The sequence below is a fragment of the Streptomyces sp. NPDC007205 genome (assembly GCF_040634095.1).
GTDB lineage: Bacteria > Actinomycetota > Actinomycetes > Streptomycetales > Streptomycetaceae > Streptomyces.
This window is the reverse complement of the sequence record NZ_JBEYEW010000007.1, coordinates 279,415-296,008: the sequence shown is the minus strand read 5'-3', so window position 1 is coordinate 296,008 and position 16,594 is coordinate 279,415. Positions and strand designations below refer to the sequence as shown.

The window sequence follows — 16,594 nt, the reverse complement described above, 5'->3', positions numbered from 1 at the left end:
CAAGAGTGCCACGAGGTGCGCATAGCAGCGCCGGACAGATTGTGTCCCAGCTGTCCGACTGTCCGGTTAGAGCACTGACCTGCACAAATAGGCGGGACAGCGGGAGTCGCCAGTGTCCCAGCTGTCCGACTTGGTACAGCGCTGCAATACCTGGAGGGTTGCAGCTCGAAACGGACGAAATGTCCGGTTTTCGGATTTCTCTACGCCATTAAGGCGGCCCTCTCCGCTCGCCGTGCGCGAGCTCGCCCTCCGCCCCTGACCCGGCAGACCAGCGGCCAGAACCGTTCCACCAGGGTGATCGCATGTCCTGACGAACACCAATTTTTCCGAACGCCATGAGCCCCTCGCAGCGTTACAGTACCATCAAAAAAATAAGCCTTGGAGGTCACTCTTGAACAATGAAATCGAGTTCCGCAGCGCCGGTAATTCTAATTACCTCTTGATCGCAAAAATCGACGCAGTGGAATCTCCGGCAGAGTTTGACCATGATTACGATTCCGCCGTAGACGACATGGAAGGTAATTTACTAACTGCCGCTGCCGAGGCAATGTTTCAACTCAATATAGATGCAGTGCTGGAGAATCTGACCGAAGCCAAGCGAGTGCGACGGAACTATCTGGACCTACTGGACCGTTGCGCTGCCGATCCGCTGCATCCCATGGCGTCCGAAATGAGCGACCTTCGCGATTACGCAATCCGCATGGATAATTTGCGCGAACACATGCAAGCCGTATGGGAGGCACTTAAAGACTACGCACACGGCAGAGGCGTCGATGCATTACGACGGCTCGACCAGGCAAGCACCGTTGCGGCGATTGAAGAGCATTCTTCCTCAGTCCTTCATTTTCAACTCAGGGTGACCATAGAGAACATTTCTGGCATGATCCGGCGCGGAGCGATGGACTACGCCGGCGCAAGGGCCGCCTTCGATAGGGCAGCCGCCACTGCCCAAGATTTCTCGGAAACTATTCTGGTCAGCCGGAAGAGAGTGAGGCTGACGTCGATCTGATGGCTCTATCCGTCTATTTGCGGCACGTGAACGAGGCTCATAGCTATCAGATGCAGCACGAACAGCAAATTAGCGTAGGAGATTACGTCAGCGCTGTCGAGACTGCGCGTGCGGCCAGCACTTCATATCTTCAGGCCGCAGATCACGCCCAGAAGACAATGCCTGTTATTGCCAACTTCCTTCGCGCATCATCGTTCGAAGCTCTCGCACAGGAAGGGATCGCAAACGCCAACATCCAGCTAGAGCAAGGAAATGGGATTCCGCGTCAGAGCTAATTAAGTCAATTCAGGGCCACTATCAAGCCGCCAGCAGAGTGTGCCTTCGGAGCAGGCATCCATCTGCGAGCGTAATGCAGGAGCGGTTCCTCAACTCTGGCTCCGCGTGGGTCACAAGGCTTCGCCGACAGATGGCTCGTGAGCAAAAACACCTTGCGCGAATCGAAGAACTACAACTTGAGTTGCGAAATCTTTATGGAAGCGTCTGCAATGCCTTGGGGCCGGCGGGCGTGGTCGTGAACAACGCCACAGAAATGGTGACTTCAGTCAAACAGCAGGTAGACGTTGTAAGTCGAGTCGAGACGAACATTCGATCACTACTGCGTGAGATTCCGGATGCCCTGGCTGACGCCGATATGCCCCCCGGCGAAAGAGAGGAGCTCTCGTCCGAAGCCGTTCGGCTGGCCGAGGAGGAGGCCGATCAAGCCACTTTCTTTTCTCGTGTGCGAAAATTCGCCGAAGGGCTTGCTACCGCCTTGGGGAAAGGTGTGGAACTAGCTACACCTGTCGTCGCACTTCTGAAATCCTTGTCTATTGTGAAATGAGGACCAAAGCGGCGGAAACCCGTCTTCAGTCGAGGCCCGATGCAGGCGCCACACAACGACTTCTTCCGCCAAAACCGCACCGGAACTCGCCGCACTGCTCAATATCGCCCTAATGCGGGCGTCAATCAGAAACGGAAGCAAACCCCCAGAACAGGTCGAACCCATACGCTACCTGCAAGGAGGCAACCCGCTTGGCAGCGGCTCACTGCTTCCAACTTCCCTCGGCGATCCTTGGCCGACGTAGGGCGCCGTAAGGAGCGTCCCACGTGTCCGACTGCCCAGTTAGAGATCTGCCCTGCACTAATAGGTGGGACAACAAGCTTGGCCACTGTCCCACCTGTCCGGCCTGAGTGCAGGCCTGCGACACCCCAGGGTGGCCGGCCACAACGCCGAGCACGGGGAGCGGCGCGGGTGACACCCCTCGACGATGCATCCTGCCCCGAAGCGGGAGTTCTATAGCGCTACGTCCAGCGCTGGGTGCGGCTTTGAATAGCGCTCTTGCGCATCGATTGTAAACTGGTTCAAGAGCTGCCTATAATTCGCCACTTTTGCCTGAGCGTCTCTGTTCCGGTCCTGCTCGTTCTCGGCATTGATTGCGCGCGCAGCGCTCCACCGATACACGCCGTCCGTGGCCGTCGTTAGGGCATGGCCGACGCCTCTTGCACTGACAGCCATAGCCGATGGCATTCGGAGACGCAGTGCGACCTCTCTCAAGGCACACTCGTCTTGAATGCCCCGCAGTTCCCTCAAAAGCTCGTCACGTGATCCGATACCGAAGACAGACAGTTGTTCTGCTTGATCAGCTTCGAGCACGCTGACAGCGACAACCTGACCCAATTTGTACAGCGCCCGATTGCAGGCATCCACAAACAGAGCACAGGCGTCCAGCTCCGCCTGCCATAGAGCATCCGCCCGCTGCCCGGACAGTTGTAGCTGTACGCCCTGAACGGTGCTTCGAGCCTGCGCCCTTCCGCTGACGTATCCACCCACCGCGCCCAAGGCGGCGCCCACCAACCCGATCGCCGCAGCGACGACTGCCGCCCACCCATCGTTCACGCCCAGGATTGTGCCAGGGCGTGACGTGAAAGGGGGCCGGGGCGGTAGCACTCACAGAGGCCCATCAGACCACCCGCCTCCCCCCTGAGCGCGCCGACAGCTGCTGTAACACCCCGGGGTGTTACAGCAGTGCATGCAGCCGCCCTCGGTCGGCACCACCAGAAGCGGCCCTGCGTGTGAGGGACGTGTGAGCGGCACAAGATCACGTCATTCGCGCTGCATTCTTGCAGGTCAGAGCCATGATCAAGCACGTCGTGAGCGTGCTCTCCGGAGCCGTGTGCGCAGGTTCGAATCCTGCCGGGGGCACTCGCCGGTCAGAAACTTGAAAGTGCGATCTGACCAGGGCGGATGCCGACAGATGAGGGCGGGAGTCAGTCTCACTGACTCCCGCCCTCTCTCGTTGTCTCTCAGTGTTCGCGCACTATCTGCGATACACGCGACACACCTCCGACACACCCATGTGTGGACGCCGCGCGACGGCGGAAGGATGCGGACATGCCCACGCCGAAGAGCTTCACTGCCTGGTTGAAGACCCACGCCGATCAAGACAACGCCATTGGTGATCTCGCCCGGGACGTCTCGCGCGATCCCGACTGGCCCTCACGCAAGGGCCTGCCGGGTCAGCGCACCTACCTCGAAGAGCGCGGCGCCATTTCGGCCGCCGTAGAGACACTCGAACGTGCCTGGACTCAGTACGAGCAGTACAAAGCCGCTGAAGACAAATGACGGCGGCCCGCCCCTTCACGGCTAGGCGCCTGGTCGCGCCGTAGCGTGCTTTTGCGGGTCACCGGGGTCGGTCTCCCGTGCCCCGGCGTGCAGGTACGCAATGGCTCTTGCCAGGGTTGACGGGTTGTCCTGAGCCATCCCGATCATGACGTTGCAATTCTGGCAGAGCAGGCCGCGCACGACGCCCGTGCCGTGATCGTGGTCAACGACCAGCCGCTTGCCCGGCGCTGGCTCCTGCCGACATATGGCGCACCGGCCGTCCGCCGCGTCCACGAGGCGGTCGTACTCCTGCAAGGTCAAGCCGTACTTACGGCCGAGGTCAGACGTACGCCACTGTTCAGCGTTGTTCTCGTAGTAGCCACGGTGGTATTTCACGATCCGTGCCTTCTGACATTCATCGGAGCACGTGGTGGCCCGCTTGCTACGGGTTCGGGGGATCTGCTCGTTGCAGATACAGCAGGGTCGCGGCCTCCAGGGGGCGTTCTTCACGCGATCCTTGACGTTCTCAAGCCGCTCAGCGTGGTACCAGTCGTGGCACTCCTGGCACCGCTTCGGGTGGGGACCGCGCTGCCCGACCCTCGGTCTGGCGGGCTTCTCGCAGTCGACGCACTGTCTCATGACCGGAATAGTAGGGATGTCCGGCCAACTAGGCCGTGTCGCCGTCTTCTTGCAGCGCCTTTGTGATCTTTACGTTGGCCGCTTCCTCGTGGCCGTCGATGCAGCCGTGGTAGCGGCGGTGGATCACCTCGGGTGAGTTGCCGACTCGCCGAGCTACCTCGGCGATCGGTACTCCCGCGTTCAGCCATCGCGTGATGCAGGCGTGGCGCAGGTCGTACGGGCGGCCGGCCAAAGGCGAGTCGACGCGCTCAGGGGGGAGCGCATACACCCGCGCTTCCTCCCACACCCGCCAATAGGTGGATGAGCCGACCACGCCCCCACGCTCGTTGCCGAACACGCGGCCTTCCTTGGCCGTGCCGAACGCGTCCAGGTGAGCCCGCAGAATCGCCACCAGGACGGGCGGGATGGGGACTGGTCGGTCACTCTTGGCCTCCCTCGCTTTCAGCCCGCGACGGTCGTGACGCTCCCCGGAATCGGTCCACTGCTTCCCTGAGACGGGACGCGTCTCCCGGAGCGTCAGCGTGCCCCATCCTGTATCCGGGAGGTGGCAGTCAGACCGCCTCAGTCCGACCGCCTCTGCCGGACGGAGGCCCGCGTAGTACAGGACCGCGTAGAAGGCCACCAGACGCCTCCCACGGCACCGATCCCACGATCCGACGTAGGACACTGCTGCGAGCAACTGACGGGCCTGTAGGGCGTTCACGAGGACGCGCCGGTCCACCACGTCATTGGAGCCGACGTGCTTACGTCGGGCGCGCTGAAGCGGGTTCTCCGAGAGGTCGCCCGCGACCACCGCGTGTTCAAGGGCGGTGTTCAGGGCTCGCCGGCGGCGCCTGTATGTGTCGCCCGCGGCCGGGGTGCCGTCCAGCTTGTACCCGAGGCGATAGAGCACGTCCTCGAATACCGCAGCGTCTGCCACATCGGCCACCGGACGATTCGTCGTCGTGAGCCAGTCGTACGCGGCTTTGAGGTCGGCCGGCGGATCCTCGCCTGCATTCGCCGGCACGATCCCCCATCGGAAGGCCAACCGCAATTGTTCATCCGAGGGAGCGCCATCCCCGCGATTGACCATGGCGAGCGTCACGGCTGCAAGACTGTCCGCCATGCCCTCTCGGGTCTTGGCTGCGCTCGTACGCCACCGCCTGGCGACGTATTTGCGGCAGAACTCGAACCACCGTACCGGCGGTTCTTCTTCTGAGGATTTCGCCGCTTCCGCTGCCGCGCGGACTTCGGACTCAGGCTGTCCGCTTGCAATCTCGAAAGCCTCGCCCCGGCGCATTGCTTGCCGCAATTCCGAGCTTCGGTTTTCGGCGAGTGCCGACGTGGCGAACGTCGCACTGCTCACCTTCCCGCCTACGACCCATCGCAGTTGGTACGGGCGTGCTTTCCGATTGACCTTCGTGACTTTCCACAGTCGGATATCGAGGGAGTACCCCGGCTTGGCCTCCCCGTGCGGTCGTAGAACAGGAGCGTTGTCATCCGTGCTCACGCAGCGTCCTCCCGCTCTGTAAGCCAACGTTCGTACTCCGACCGCCGGATCCGTACGTCGCCGTTGGGGAGTTTGATTGCGCGGGGTCCTTTGCCGAGTTGGCGCCACCGGTAGAAGGTCGACGGAGCGACCTTCAGATCGGCGATGACCTCTTGGACGGTCAACTTTTCGTCCCGCGTACGGGCGCTCATTCCCTCTCCCCCTCGGCTTCGTCCGCACCGGACAGGCCGGACAGCTCCAATTCCGGCTGTCCGGGGTGTTCGTGCTGGTCAGACGGTGTAACCGGACAGCCGGACAGTGCGGACACCTCTTGCGTGCCCTCTGTCCGGGTCTCGGTGTCCGGGTAGTACCGGCCGCCAGGGTCCTTGGTGAGCTGTCCGGCATCGGCCATGCGGTTGCAGGTGCGCCGGATCGTGTCCAGGTCGACATTCGGCAGCTCGCCCGCCATGTCCTTCGGCTTGACGCCGGGGTGAGCGCGGACGTAGCGCAGGATCGTGGCACGGGTGTCTCCGACGGTGTGGTCGGACACCGGTCCGTCCAACAAGTGCCAGGCACCGGAGGCGGGTTGGAAGCTGAGGGCGTACTCGGCTTCGTCCACGTCGCGGCCGGTGACGTGCAGGATGCCGTCTGCCTGTCCACGTGCCCGCTTCAGTACGAGGGTGGCGTCTGCGGCTCCGGCGATGCCGTTGGTGCCGGAGACCTCGGTGAGGAAGTCCTCGGAGCCTGCCTTGCGAACGTGGTGGACCAGGATCACGGCCACGCCGTAGTGGTCGGCGAGCCGCTTGGCGTAACCGACGGCGACATAGTCCGCGTCATACGCGGACACGCCGGCCGGGGCCTGACCGCGCATCTTGGCGAACACGTCGATGACGACCATGCGCGCGTCGGGGTTACGCTCCAGCCACTGGGCGATGGCCTCGGTGCCGCCCTGGGGGAAGGGCGGGCATTCGGTGACCAGGGTCAGCCCGGCGGGCGCTGGCTGGCCTCCGAGTAGCTTGCCCATGCGGGTCTGGAGACGGCGCGGGGTGTCTTCCAGGGCGAGGTAGAGCACGGGCCCGCCCTGGACGGGCACGGAGTCGAACGCCTTGCCTCCGGACCCGACGGACAGACCGAGTCCGAGGGAGAGCCAGGACTTGCCCACCTTGGGTGGTCCGGCGAGCAGGGTGACGCCCTCGGCGAGGATGCCGGGCACGGCCCACTTCGGCTCCGGGAAGTCCGCGGCCATGAGCTGATCCGCGGTCCACGCCGTGCGGGGCCGTTCCCGCTTCGGCGGTGTCTCGGGGGCTGTCTGCGGGTCGGTGGGCACGGAGTACAGGTGCAGCGGGGGGATGGCGTTGCTGGTCATGCCGCGACCTGCCGGGGGCGGTTGGCTCCGGCGCGCAGGCCGGAAGCGATGGTGCGGCGTGCCTCACGCTCACCCTGGCCGACGCTGAGCGCTGCCTCGGTGAGCTTCTCGATCACCTCGTGCGCGTCCAGCTCTCCCCCGGCGACCAGCTGTCCGAGGGCCACGGAGGCGTGGTAGAGCGCGTTGTTGTGCTCGTGCTCGCCGGAGCCGGTGACGCGGGTCAACTCGCCGTTGAGTGCGGCGTTGAGGAACTTGCCGCGTCGGTCGCGGGTGGTCAGCGGGACCGTGACGGGTCGCTGCGGCGGCAGGGGCGCCGGACGCAGCAGTGTGACGAGCCAGCCGGGCAGCGGTGCCACGGGGGCGTCGTGAAGGGTGGTGTAGGGGCGTCCGGCCGCGGTGCTGCCCGCGGCGACGACGTAGCCGCCTGCGGCGCGGGTGTCGACCTTCCAGCCGAGCCCGTTGCCTTTGTCGCCTGCGGTGTTGCGCAGGGGCTCGCCGTCGGTGGGGGCGGTGAAGTACAGGTGCAGACCGCCGCGGCCGGTGCGCACGGTGTGGGTGTCGCAGGGGAAGGGCTGGCCGTGGCGCTCGCACAGTGCCGCAAGCACGTCCGCACCATCGGTCACGCCGGGCAGTGCCCATGCGGCCGGCGGGGTGTCGTCGGGGGTTTTGGGGGTGTCGAGGTCCACGACAACCAGCCGTGAGGGGCCGGTGGCGATGCCGACGTTGTAGGGGGCGTGGGTCCAGCATCGGGTGATGCGCTCGCGGTCGGTGGTGGCGCGGTTCTCCCAGTCGCGGACGGCGGGGCGCTTGTCGTCGGGGATGAGGGGGAAGACGTGCCAGCCGCGCGACGCGGCGTCAAGCGCTGAGGCGAGCTGGGCAGGGCCGTCCAGTTCAGGCATGCTGGAGGTTCTCCTGTTCTGTCGAAGGGCAAGAGAGCCGGGGCGGGCGTGGTCTTGTGGTGAGAGGCGCCCGCCCCGGGCGTATCTAGAAGGGCGGTTCGTCGCCGGTGGAAGGCGTGCCCCATCCGCCCGTGGTCGGCGCGGATCCGGCGGGGGCGGGGGTGTTCCACGCGTCGGCGGCCGGGCGCGGCGCGGTGCCGTTGCGCTGGACGCGGTTGACCTTGGCCGTGGCGAAGCGCAGCGACGGGCCGATGTCGTCCACCTCCAGGGCGAGCATGGAGCGGTTCTCGCCCTCCGGGGTCTGCCAGTTGTGCTGACGCAGACGGCCGGTGACGACCACTCGCGTGCCCTTGGTCAGGCTTTCGGCGACGTGGTTGGCCAACTCGCGCCATACGGTGCAGCGCAGGAACATCGCGGTGCCGTCCTGCCACTGGCTGGAGGTCTTGTCGTAGCTGCGCGGGGTGGAGGCGACGGAGAACTTGACCATGGCCACGCCGCTGGGGGTGTAGCGGAGTTCGGGGTCGTCGGTGAGGTTGCCGACAACGGTGAGCGGGGTCTCTCCCACGGACATGTGGATCACTCGCTTTCAGTGTGGGTGGGGTACTGGCGAGCGGCGCCGGTCTCGAACGCAGTCGCCAGAGCGCTGCTGATGCGATCGGCGTCGTCTGGGGTGCAGATGACGCGGATCTCGAACGTCACCGGTTCTCCCGTGAGGTGGGGAGTTCGGGCAGTCCGGCGGACTCCAGGGCGGTGAGGTCGAAGCCGGGCAGCGCGGCGCGGTGGACCAGGGCGGCGGCGAGCTGTTCGGCGTAGGCGCCGCCGGCGCGGGCCACCTCGATCTGAGCGGTGGTGCGGATCGTCTCGACGCGCTCGATGTGGGCGCGTTCCTCGCGCCGCTCGCTCACGTGCCGCTCGTGGTTGAGGGCGTCGCGGCGGTCCTGGCGCCAGTGGCGGGCGGTAAGGCAGTAGGCGAGCACGGTGGCCAGCGCCCACAGCAGCAGCGGCAGGGACAGACCGTCGGAGTAACCGGCGACGCCCGCCAGGGCGAGGCTTCCGGAGACGGCGTAGCCGGTGGCGGCGAGCACGGGCTCACCGGCGCGCGCCAGGGAGGCGCCTCCGGCCGCGGCTCCGGCGGCGAGGGCCGCTATGAGGGCGGCGTTGCCGACGGAGTGTTCGGCGCCGTTGGCGTTCCAGATCCGGGCGAGCGCGAGCACGGTCGTGGTGGCGACGGCGGGCGCTGCCTTGGGCGCGGCGGTGGTGAGCCAGTGCCGCATGACGATGGGTTCGTTCACGGGATGCCTCCGGTCAGTGGCCGAGCTGGGACAGGAACCGGGCGAAGGACGCCACCAGGTCGTGAATCGGGCCGTAGGCGCCGGTCCCGGCGGTGAAAAACCCGAACAGGAACAGCAGCACCGCAGCTCCCGCGCCGGTCGACCTGGTCTTGATGGCGAAGAACGAGGCGAGGCCGAACAGCAGCACGGCCGAGATGGTGAGGGTCACCGCGACACCTCCGGGCGGGTGTCGGTGCCCGCGCGGTAGATGCGGGCCCACCGGTTGTAGAGCCAGCGGCCGACGCGTATTCGCTTGCCGGTGGCGTGGCAGCGGCGGCAGTCCTTGCCGCGCTTGAGCCGTCCCTTGCGGTCGGTCTTGAGCTGGTGGCCCATGCCGCGGCACTTGCGGCAGTTGCCGAACGGCGAGGCCGCACACAGCCCGCCATAACAGAGCGTGACTATGAGCAGGCAGGTGATAGCAAGGAGGATGGGGGTCATCAGGGGCCCTTCCAGGCGGTTTTCAGGGGTTTCCGCAGGTCGGCCGCTAGCTACTAGTGACCTGATCAGAGTGCGGATGGGGCGATAGGTGCGGTGCTAGGTCTAGCGGTGCACCCCGCTAGACCTAGCACTGCGGAACGGTCAGCCCGCGTCCCGGTTATCGTCACGCTCCGCAATCACGGCGGTGATGCGGGCCCGCTCGATGCCGCGCCGGTTGGCGCCCTTGCCGGACTCCGTCTTGCCCCACACCTGCAAGGTGGGCACGCCGTGCGGCTTGAGCATGTAGGCGAGCTGTTCGGGCTCCCACCCGGCGTAGACGTCGGGCCGCAGCTCGCCGAGCCGGGCCACGACGGTCTCGGACCACACTTTGGGCTCCTCGGACGGGACGACGGCGAGGATGTCGGCGAGCAGGTCGTATCCGGCCGACTCGCTGGCCTCCGGCTCATGTCCGAGGGCGTATCCGGCGAGCGTGCCCGCCGTCTCACGCGCGCTGCGGGCTCGCAGGGCGATGGTTTCCGCGGCCACCGCGTCCACGAACACGGAGCGGACGATGCGGGCGTCCGCGCCCTCGCCGACGAAGTAGCAGATGCCCTTGTCGGCCCAGCTGAACATGGTGGCCCGCACGCCGCGCTTGTAGCTGGACGTGCCGAGCACCATGTCGTTCTCCAGCTGGCCCATGACCTTCAGGCACCAGCGGGCCGACGCGTTCGCGGAGATGCCGGTGGGCAGCGACTTGGCGTCCGGGCGCTGCGTGGCCAGCAGCAGCACGATCCCGGTGGCCGGGCCGCGTTTGACCAGGTCGGTGCAGATCTCCTCGAACTCCGCCCCGTACTTGGGGTGTTCGAACCACTTCTGGCACTCATCCACTCCGATCACGATCGGGTGCAGCCCGAGTGAGGGCATGTTCGCCAGGTCGCTGGTGACCTTCGATTCGGGGCAGATGTCCCGGGGCAGGGAGCGGATCACCTTGGCGCGGCGGCGCAGCTCGCCGCGGACCTCGCGCATGTCGGCGAGGGCGTATTCGAAGTCTTCCTCGTCCTCGCCGGCGCGGTGGCGGTAGGAGACGGCGTCGCCGACCGGGTCCAGGTCGCCGGTGCCCTTCATGTCGTAGGTGTGCAGCTCGGCGCGCGGGTCCAAGGCGGCGATCAGCATGAGCAGGCGCAGCAGGAACGTCTTGCCCATGCGCGGGATCGCGCCGATCACGCCCGCGATGTACATGAGCGTGGCCTCGACCCAGCGTCCGCGCTGGTCGGTGGCGAACGCGGCGGGCTTGAACAGGTCCACCGCACCCGACTTGGCCAACGGCCACACCGGCGCTGCGGTCTTGGACATGTCCTGATCACCGACCCACAGCACCAGGCGCCCGGTGTGCTCGTCGGGGACTGCCTCCGGCCACACGCAGCCCAGCGGGCGGCGCAGACCCGAAGCGAGCCGTTCACGGCGGTCCATGACGTCGGTGACGGTCACGCCGTACGGGAGGTCGCCCTCCGCGCGCCAGCCAGGGCCGTCCCGGGTGATGGGGGCGGTGAAGGCGAAGCCGTCCCGGCCCTTGACCTGCGCCTGGTTGATGGCCGGGATGCCCAGAGCCCCGAGCGCCCGCAGCACGATGTCACTGGTGAGCTTGGGCGCGTCCGGCAGTTCCACAGCCTTGTGGATGACCGGGGCGTCCGCCTTGCGGCCGGCGTAGCCGAGCGCCATCACGACCGCGCTCACCGACAGGGCTTGAAGCCAGTCGGGGGCGAGTACGTAGATGGCGAGCGCCGACCCGAGCCCGATGAACATTGCGAGCACGGCGACCAGGGTCCGCAGCCGGACCCGTCCGTCGCGCTGCCGCGACAGCTTCAGGTACTCGGCGGCGTCCTCGCGGCGGACCGCGGCAAGTCGGACCGGCTCGCCCTCGCGGTCGGCAACCCACCGCATCGTGCCGCCGATGAACCGCGCGGTGCCGGTCGGCGCCTGGAGAGTGAGGCGGGCGGCGTAGACAGGGGCCCGCAGCGCGTGGTATCCGGCAGCGTGCGCGTAGTGGCGAGCCACCCACGCCGTAGCGGTCCGCAGCTCCGCCACCGAGCGCATCCACACCGGGACGACCGACCGGCGCCGGGCACCCGCGAGCCGACCGAGGTAGCCCGGACCGGTGGCGGTCAGGGTCGACTGGTCGACCATCACACGGACGGTCGGGTCGACCGACTCGGCACCCGACCGACCGGCCTCCGGGTCGGGCGACCGGTCGGCGTCGGGTCGGGTGGTCGGGTCGGTCGACTCGGTGCGGGCCGAACGTGCCTTGTCGAGGTCGACTACCTCACCGCCGGAGTCGGCGGTCATCTCGGCTTCCAACCGGTTGAAGAGTTCGTTGTCGTCGTCGGGGTGCTTCACTGAGAGTTCCTTCTCTCTGGGAGGGGTGACGGGGCCCGGCCGCTGTCTTGGTCGGTCGTGACCGGGCCCTGTCTGCTACAGGTCGAACAGGCCGCACTGGTCTTCAGGCGCCACGGGCAGCCGCTTCTTGGCGAGCCGGGCGGCGGTGTGGCAGTCGGGGCACCAGGCGCGCAGTTCGCTCGCCGGGAGGCGGGCGGCGGTGACGTCGGTGGCGAGCGGGTCGACAGGTGCGGCCGTCAGCCGCACCCGGCGCCCGTGCTTGCTGGTGTAGTGGTCGTGCTCGTGCTGGCGCCGGCCGTCGCCTTTGGCGTGGGGGTTGCCACACTCGCCGCTGCACTGGCAGCGGTAGCCGGCCGCCTCCATCACCGTGCGGAAGAGCGCGGCGCCGACGATGGGGCGTGACCTCACGCCGCTCATACCGTCACCCCCACGACCGGGGCGTCCGTGCGGGCGCCGGTCCGGCTGGCGCGTCGTCCGGTGACGGTGGCGAGCAGCCGGCCGAGCCCGGCGCGGCGGGTACCGGTACGAGCCTGCTTGGCCACGTACATCGCCTCATCCGCCCGCCGCAGCAGCCCGGACAGGTCGTCGCCGGGGAAGTCCGCGCCCCGCACCCAGCCGAGTGAGACCGTGGTGCGGACAGCCGAGCCCTCGCCGTCGACCGGCCGGGCGAGCACACCATGCAGCACGCCGAGCAGATCAGCGGCGGTGCCGTGGTGATCGAGCAGGACGGCGGCGAACTCATCGCCCCCGAGCCGCCCCGCGACCCCAGTACGGCCGACGTGGCGGGCGAGCCGGTCAGCGGTCGCCTTCAACAGGGCGTCTCCGGCCGCGTGCCCGTAGGTGTCGTTGATGTGCTTGAACTTGTCGACGTCCGCCAGCACCACGACCGCACGCGGGTCCTTGACCAGGACCCCGGCGCGGCGGGTGAAGCCGTCGCGGGTGACTAACCCGGTGAGCGGGTCACGCCGGGCGGTATTCAGGCAGCCGCGCAGCCACCACACGTGGACCGCCCACCCGACGGCGATGGGCAGGGCGGACAGCAGGACCGTGGCCAGGGTGTTCACGCGGCCACCTCCTCAGCGCGCTCGGGCGCGTCCACGGGGTGCAGGGCGCGGTCGTCGGCCCGCTCGACGAGCAGGGCGTCACGCACCTGCCGGGCCGGGACGGAGCCGCAGTGCAGGGCCTTGCGCAGTGCTTCAGCGTTGATCTCGGTGTCCGGCCAGTCGGCCGTGACCGTGCGCGCCTCGGCGAACAGATCGGCCGGCGTGCGCGGCGCCGTCTTGGTCTTGCGCCGGATCTGGCGCTTGGACGGCAGCTTGGACGCTTCGGTCTTGGGTTCCTCCGGGGCCTGTTCCGGCTCCGGAACCGTCTGCGGGGTCATGTCGACGGCGGCCGGGGCCAGTTCGCCCAGGCGGAGCAGGACGCGTTCGCGGCGCGGGGTGTGGCGGCGCCAGGTGCGGCCGTAGCGCTCGCGCAGGTCCGCGCGGGCCAGCAGCCGTTCCTTCTCCAGAGCGAGCGCGTCGGTGTAGGAGGTGACCTCCCACAGCGTCATACGTCGCCACAGCAGGAACGTGGACGCCGGGGCGAGCAGCCAGCGAGAGACGCGGATCTTCTCCATGCGCCGTCCGGTGACGGCTCCGATGCGGACGGCGTAGACGTGCGCGCCGATCTCGGAGAAGACCACCCACAGCAGCGGCATCGTGCCGTGCGCGACCTTCGCCCACAGCGAGTGGCCGGCCGCGATGTTTAGCCCGCACGTGACCAGCGTGAGCACCCAGGGCACGAACCGCACCCAGGCCAAGGCCATGTCCAGCCGGATCAGCAGCAGGTTGGCCAGGGTGAACACCGGGATGGCGACATCGATCGCGATCGGCAGGGTGTGCGGGTTACTGAACCCCCACCGGGCGGCGGCCAGGGACACCGCGTCGAAGGAGGAGTACAGACCCAGTGCCCCCACCACAGCGGCGGCCAGCGCCCCCACCCCGGCCAGCCCCATCTCAGGGCGGGTCAGCGGCGGCACCGAATTCGGGCGCGACACGGTCGTGCTGCCGTCCTGCGGCAGCGTCTCGGCGGTGTGGCTCACACTCACCACCACCCCGAGGACTTCTTGCCTGCCTTGTCCTTGGCGGCGTCGGCGATGATCCGGTCCCGCTCCTTCTCCAACGCGGTGACCTCCGCGCTGAGCCGCCTCTCGGCGCCGCTCCAGGCACTTTCGAGGTTCCGCTCGGCGCGTGTCGGGGCCTTGCCCCGGACGATCTTGATCGCGCCACCGGCAGCGGCCGAGAGGATCGCCCGCTTCTCGGCTCCGGTGAGGGGCCACAGCTCACGCTCGCGGGCCGCTTCGAGTTTGCGGTTCGCCTGCTCGATCTCACGGTCTAGGCGGCGGGTGTTCGGCTTGCTCATCGCTGATCACCGCCCCGGCCCTGCTCGGAGCGCTTGTTGGCGTCCTTGACCTTCTGCGACAGGGTCTTGCGCTCGTCCTCGGTCAACTGCGTGATCACGCCGCACCCCCGTCCGTAGTGGGTACGTCGGTGTAGCCATGCAGGTGCAGCTCTGCACCCGCGTAGTCGGTCGTCGCCTTCAGCACGCGCGTCGTGCCGTCGCCCTGCACCCGGTGCGTCACCTTCTCCGGCGGCACGGCCAGGGCCTCCCGCCATGCCTCGAACGCGTGCAGGCCCTCGTGGAACCGCAGGGTCAGCCGCTCGGGGTAGATCCGGGACAGGTCGACGTCCGGGGCGGGCAGGTGCCCGAAGTCAGTTGCCAGCAGCCGCAGCACGCGCAGGGGCGCGGCCAGCCCGTCCAGTGTCAGCGGCTCGTTCATGCCGCCGCTCCCTTCCGGGAGGGTTGCCGGCGCCCGGCCGGGCGGGTCAGCGGGACGACGTTGAACAGCTCCGGGGCGTGCGCCTCGATCACCTCGGCGACGACCCGGCTCACGTCGTCCGGAAGGCTGGGGTTGTCGGCGAGGATGTCGCGCGCGGCGTCCAGACGGGCCGCGCGCTCCTCGCCGGTCTCGCCCTCCACCCCGAGCCACAGCTCAGCCGGGGTGCCCAGGGCCAGTTCGATGAAGTCGTTGACGGAGACGGCCTGATGACCGCCGATGTAGGCACGCATGACAGCGCTCCTGGTGTCGAAGGGACAGAGAGGGCCGGGCGGTCGTGGCCTGGTGGTGAGAGGCGACCGTCCGGGATGGGCCCCAAGCCGCGTCGGCGGCGGGGTGGTGCCCCGACCGGGAGTCGAACCCGGTCTTGCGACCGTCGGGGCTGTCGTACGGCTCAGCGGAGGACGACGGGCTTGTCCAGGTCGCGGTGGTGGACTGTCACGTCGTGGCCGGCGTCGCTCAGCAGTTCGGCAAGGGCGCGAGCGAAGACCGGGGCGCGATGCCGGCCGCCCGCGCATCCATCGGCGACCGCGATGGCCCCGGCGGACGGTCCGGACGCGAGTGCGTCGACCGCGGAGGCGGTCGCCAGTACGAGGGCCGCGACACCCGGCGTGCCCAGCACCGCGGCGCGGACCGGCTGGTCGTCGGCGGTCATGTACCGCAGCTCCGGCGACACGTGCGGGTCGCGGAAGTGGTGGCGCAGGTCGATGGTCAGGTGCGCGGCCGGCGGCGCGTCGTGCAGGTAGCCGAACGAGACGATCTCGACAACAGCCATGAGGGCTCCCAGGAATCGAAGGGGTGGGAGGGACGGCCGCGGTCGTGACGTGGTGAGAGGCGGCCGCCCCGAGCGCCCCGGAGCGGATTCGATCCGCTGCCTCACGGCTGGCCGGGGCCGCAGCGCCTGAGCGCTGCGAGGGGCTGGGTTGCGCTGTACCTCACGCGGGACGGAGCCCGCGTGGCCGCCTACTTGGCCGAGGAGAGGCGGCGTGATCCCCATTCAGTTGTCAAGGAAGCGAGCGCTTCCGGCGAGCGCGGTAACCCCTACTTGAGGAGCTCCCGCCCTTGCGGGGCGGGGCCCGCCGGGCGCGGTTTCAGATTGACTTACGTCAATCTGACTGTCAAGGGGATCCAGGAGGGGAAGCAGAGATTGACTTAGGTCCCGGCTACTCTCGAACCCATGGAGCAGAGCTCAGAAGCGCCCAAGCAGGCGCAATCGGCCAAGGACATCGCCGCGGACTTCCGCGCGAAGATCACAGGCCCGAACCGCGAATACGAACCGGGAGACCAGCTCCCCGCGGCCCGCAAGCTCGCCAAGGAACTCGGCGTACAGCTCCTGACCGTGCAGAGTGCGTACAACCAGCTCCGTGACGAGGGGCTGGTTCTCTCCCAGCAGGGCCGCGGGACGTTCGTTCGCGACCCTTCCGTGCCACTCGGCACTGAGCCGGGGAGCAGTCCCGCGTTCACTGCCCTGGCTACAGAACTCAGCTCGATTCACGAATCTCTTCGCCTGCTCGGTGAGCGCCTTGACCGTCTTGAGCAGCTCGTTGGCAACGAGACTCCACCCGCGCAGTGAGTTCGTCCGCGCGCCTTAGCAGTCGCTCGACCGTGGCAC

General features: G+C 67.7%; 24 protein-coding genes. 5 read left to right on the top strand and 19 right to left on the bottom strand.

From position 1 onward, the window contains the following. Positions 1–391: 391 nt before the first annotated feature. The 3 genes from ABZ624_RS15485 (at position 392) to ABZ624_RS15475 (ending at position 1,829) form a co-directional block, all read left to right on the top strand. Positions 392–1,009, top strand: coding sequence for a hypothetical protein (locus ABZ624_RS15485; RefSeq protein WP_360087684.1), 618 nt, complete (start codon positions 392–394; stop codon positions 1,007–1,009). After that, the gene (locus ABZ624_RS15480; protein WP_360087681.1) at positions 1,009–1,284 is read left to right on the top strand and encodes a hypothetical protein; all 276 of its coding nucleotides are present in this window, start codon (positions 1,009–1,011) and stop codon (positions 1,282–1,284) included. The genes ABZ624_RS15485 and ABZ624_RS15480 overlap by 1 nt, the downstream gene beginning before the upstream one ends. Before the next feature lie 131 nt (positions 1,285–1,415). Further along, positions 1,416–1,829 (top strand): hypothetical protein, encoded by a 414-nt coding sequence (locus ABZ624_RS15475; RefSeq protein ID WP_360087678.1) that lies wholly within the window; start codon positions 1,416–1,418, stop codon positions 1,827–1,829. A gap of 453 nt (positions 1,830–2,282) precedes the next feature. Here ABZ624_RS15475 and ABZ624_RS15470 read toward each other — a convergent pair whose 3' ends face one another. After that, positions 2,283–2,885, bottom strand: coding sequence for a hypothetical protein (locus ABZ624_RS15470; protein ID WP_360087675.1), 603 nt, complete (start codon positions 2,883–2,885; stop codon positions 2,283–2,285). Between the two features lie 495 nt (positions 2,886–3,380). Here ABZ624_RS15470 and ABZ624_RS15465 point away from each other — a divergent pair, with 495 nt between their 5' ends. Beyond that, positions 3,381–3,611: a YozE family protein gene (locus ABZ624_RS15465; RefSeq protein ID WP_360087672.1), complete on the top strand. Its 231-nt coding sequence runs from the start codon at positions 3,381–3,383 to the stop codon at positions 3,609–3,611. A gap of 21 nt (positions 3,612–3,632) precedes the next feature. On the opposite strand, the gene ABZ624_RS15460 is transcribed toward ABZ624_RS15465, so the two are convergent. The 18 genes from ABZ624_RS15460 to ABZ624_RS15375 all read right to left on the bottom strand — a co-directional run bounded on the left by ABZ624_RS15460 (position 3,633) and on the right by ABZ624_RS15375 (position 15,757). Beyond that, a complete protein-coding gene (locus ABZ624_RS15460) occupies positions 3,633–3,986 on the bottom strand; it encodes an endonuclease VII domain-containing protein (RefSeq protein ID WP_360087669.1) in 354 nt (117 codons plus the stop codon). Positions 3,987–4,257: 271 nt separating this feature from the next. Next, on the bottom strand, positions 4,258–5,718 hold the full coding sequence (locus ABZ624_RS15455; RefSeq protein ID WP_360087666.1) for a tyrosine-type recombinase/integrase: 1,461 nt from the start codon (positions 5,716–5,718) through the stop codon (positions 4,258–4,260). Beyond that, positions 5,715–5,909 carry a helix-turn-helix domain-containing protein gene (locus tag ABZ624_RS15450; RefSeq protein ID WP_360087663.1) on the bottom strand — a complete coding sequence of 65 codons (195 nt, stop codon included), beginning with the start codon at positions 5,907–5,909 and terminating at the stop codon, positions 5,715–5,717. Before ABZ624_RS15450 ends, ABZ624_RS15455 begins: the two co-directional genes overlap by 4 nt. Beyond that, positions 5,906–7,063: an AAA family ATPase gene (locus ABZ624_RS15445; protein WP_360087660.1), complete on the bottom strand. Its 1,158-nt coding sequence runs from the start codon at positions 7,061–7,063 to the stop codon at positions 5,906–5,908. The genes ABZ624_RS15450 and ABZ624_RS15445 overlap by 4 nt, the downstream gene beginning before the upstream one ends. Beyond that, positions 7,060–7,962: a bifunctional DNA primase/polymerase gene (locus tag ABZ624_RS15440; protein ID WP_360087657.1), complete on the bottom strand. Its 903-nt coding sequence runs from the start codon at positions 7,960–7,962 to the stop codon at positions 7,060–7,062. Before ABZ624_RS15440 ends, ABZ624_RS15445 begins: the two co-directional genes overlap by 4 nt. Before the next feature lie 85 nt (positions 7,963–8,047). Then, a complete protein-coding gene (locus ABZ624_RS15435) occupies positions 8,048–8,533 on the bottom strand; it encodes a single-stranded DNA-binding protein (RefSeq protein WP_360087654.1) in 486 nt (161 codons plus the stop codon). 5 nt (positions 8,534–8,538) lie between these two features. Further along, the gene (locus ABZ624_RS15430; RefSeq protein WP_360087651.1) at positions 8,539–8,661 is read right to left on the bottom strand and encodes a hypothetical protein; all 123 of its coding nucleotides are present in this window, start codon (positions 8,659–8,661) and stop codon (positions 8,539–8,541) included. After that, on the bottom strand, positions 8,658–9,254 hold the full coding sequence (locus tag ABZ624_RS15425) for a hypothetical protein (RefSeq protein ID WP_360087648.1): 597 nt from the start codon (positions 9,252–9,254) through the stop codon (positions 8,658–8,660). Before ABZ624_RS15425 ends, ABZ624_RS15430 begins: the two co-directional genes overlap by 4 nt. Before the next feature lie 13 nt (positions 9,255–9,267). Continuing rightward, positions 9,268–9,462: a hypothetical protein gene (locus tag ABZ624_RS15420; protein ID WP_360087645.1), complete on the bottom strand. Its 195-nt coding sequence runs from the start codon at positions 9,460–9,462 to the stop codon at positions 9,268–9,270. Beyond that, on the bottom strand, positions 9,459–9,731 hold the full coding sequence (locus ABZ624_RS15415; RefSeq protein WP_360087642.1) for a hypothetical protein: 273 nt from the start codon (positions 9,729–9,731) through the stop codon (positions 9,459–9,461). The genes ABZ624_RS15420 and ABZ624_RS15415 overlap by 4 nt, the downstream gene beginning before the upstream one ends. Before the next feature lie 141 nt (positions 9,732–9,872). Continuing rightward, positions 9,873–12,104 (bottom strand): cell division protein FtsK, encoded by a 2,232-nt coding sequence (locus ABZ624_RS15410; RefSeq protein ID WP_360087639.1) that lies wholly within the window; start codon positions 12,102–12,104, stop codon positions 9,873–9,875. 75 nt (positions 12,105–12,179) lie between these two features. Continuing rightward, entirely contained in the window at positions 12,180–12,521 is a 342-nt protein-coding gene (locus ABZ624_RS15405; RefSeq protein ID WP_360087636.1) for a hypothetical protein, read from the bottom strand. After that, entirely contained in the window at positions 12,518–13,168 is a 651-nt protein-coding gene (locus ABZ624_RS15400) for a GGDEF domain-containing protein (protein WP_360087633.1), read from the bottom strand. The genes ABZ624_RS15405 and ABZ624_RS15400 overlap by 4 nt, the downstream gene beginning before the upstream one ends. After that, positions 13,165–14,100: a DUF2637 domain-containing protein gene (locus tag ABZ624_RS15395; RefSeq protein WP_360087842.1), complete on the bottom strand. Its 936-nt coding sequence runs from the start codon at positions 14,098–14,100 to the stop codon at positions 13,165–13,167. The genes ABZ624_RS15400 and ABZ624_RS15395 overlap by 4 nt, the downstream gene beginning before the upstream one ends. Positions 14,101–14,189: 89 nt before the next feature. Further along, positions 14,190–14,507: a hypothetical protein gene (locus ABZ624_RS15390; RefSeq protein ID WP_360087630.1), complete on the bottom strand. Its 318-nt coding sequence runs from the start codon at positions 14,505–14,507 to the stop codon at positions 14,190–14,192. 94 nt (positions 14,508–14,601) lie between these two features. Then, the gene (locus tag ABZ624_RS15385) at positions 14,602–14,925 is read right to left on the bottom strand and encodes a hypothetical protein (protein WP_360087627.1); all 324 of its coding nucleotides are present in this window, start codon (positions 14,923–14,925) and stop codon (positions 14,602–14,604) included. Beyond that, positions 14,922–15,215 carry a hypothetical protein gene (locus tag ABZ624_RS15380; protein WP_360087624.1) on the bottom strand — a complete coding sequence of 98 codons (294 nt, stop codon included), beginning with the start codon at positions 15,213–15,215 and terminating at the stop codon, positions 14,922–14,924. The genes ABZ624_RS15385 and ABZ624_RS15380 overlap by 4 nt, the downstream gene beginning before the upstream one ends. 161 nt (positions 15,216–15,376) lie before the next feature. Next, on the bottom strand, positions 15,377–15,757 hold the full coding sequence (locus tag ABZ624_RS15375) for an RNase adapter RapZ (RefSeq protein ID WP_360087621.1): 381 nt from the start codon (positions 15,755–15,757) through the stop codon (positions 15,377–15,379). A gap of 402 nt (positions 15,758–16,159) precedes the next feature. On the opposite strand from ABZ624_RS15375, the gene ABZ624_RS15370 reads away from it, so the two are divergent. Beyond that, on the top strand, positions 16,160–16,555 hold the full coding sequence (locus tag ABZ624_RS15370; protein ID WP_360087618.1) for a winged helix-turn-helix domain-containing protein: 396 nt from the start codon (positions 16,160–16,162) through the stop codon (positions 16,553–16,555). Positions 16,556–16,594: the final 39 nt, after the last annotated feature.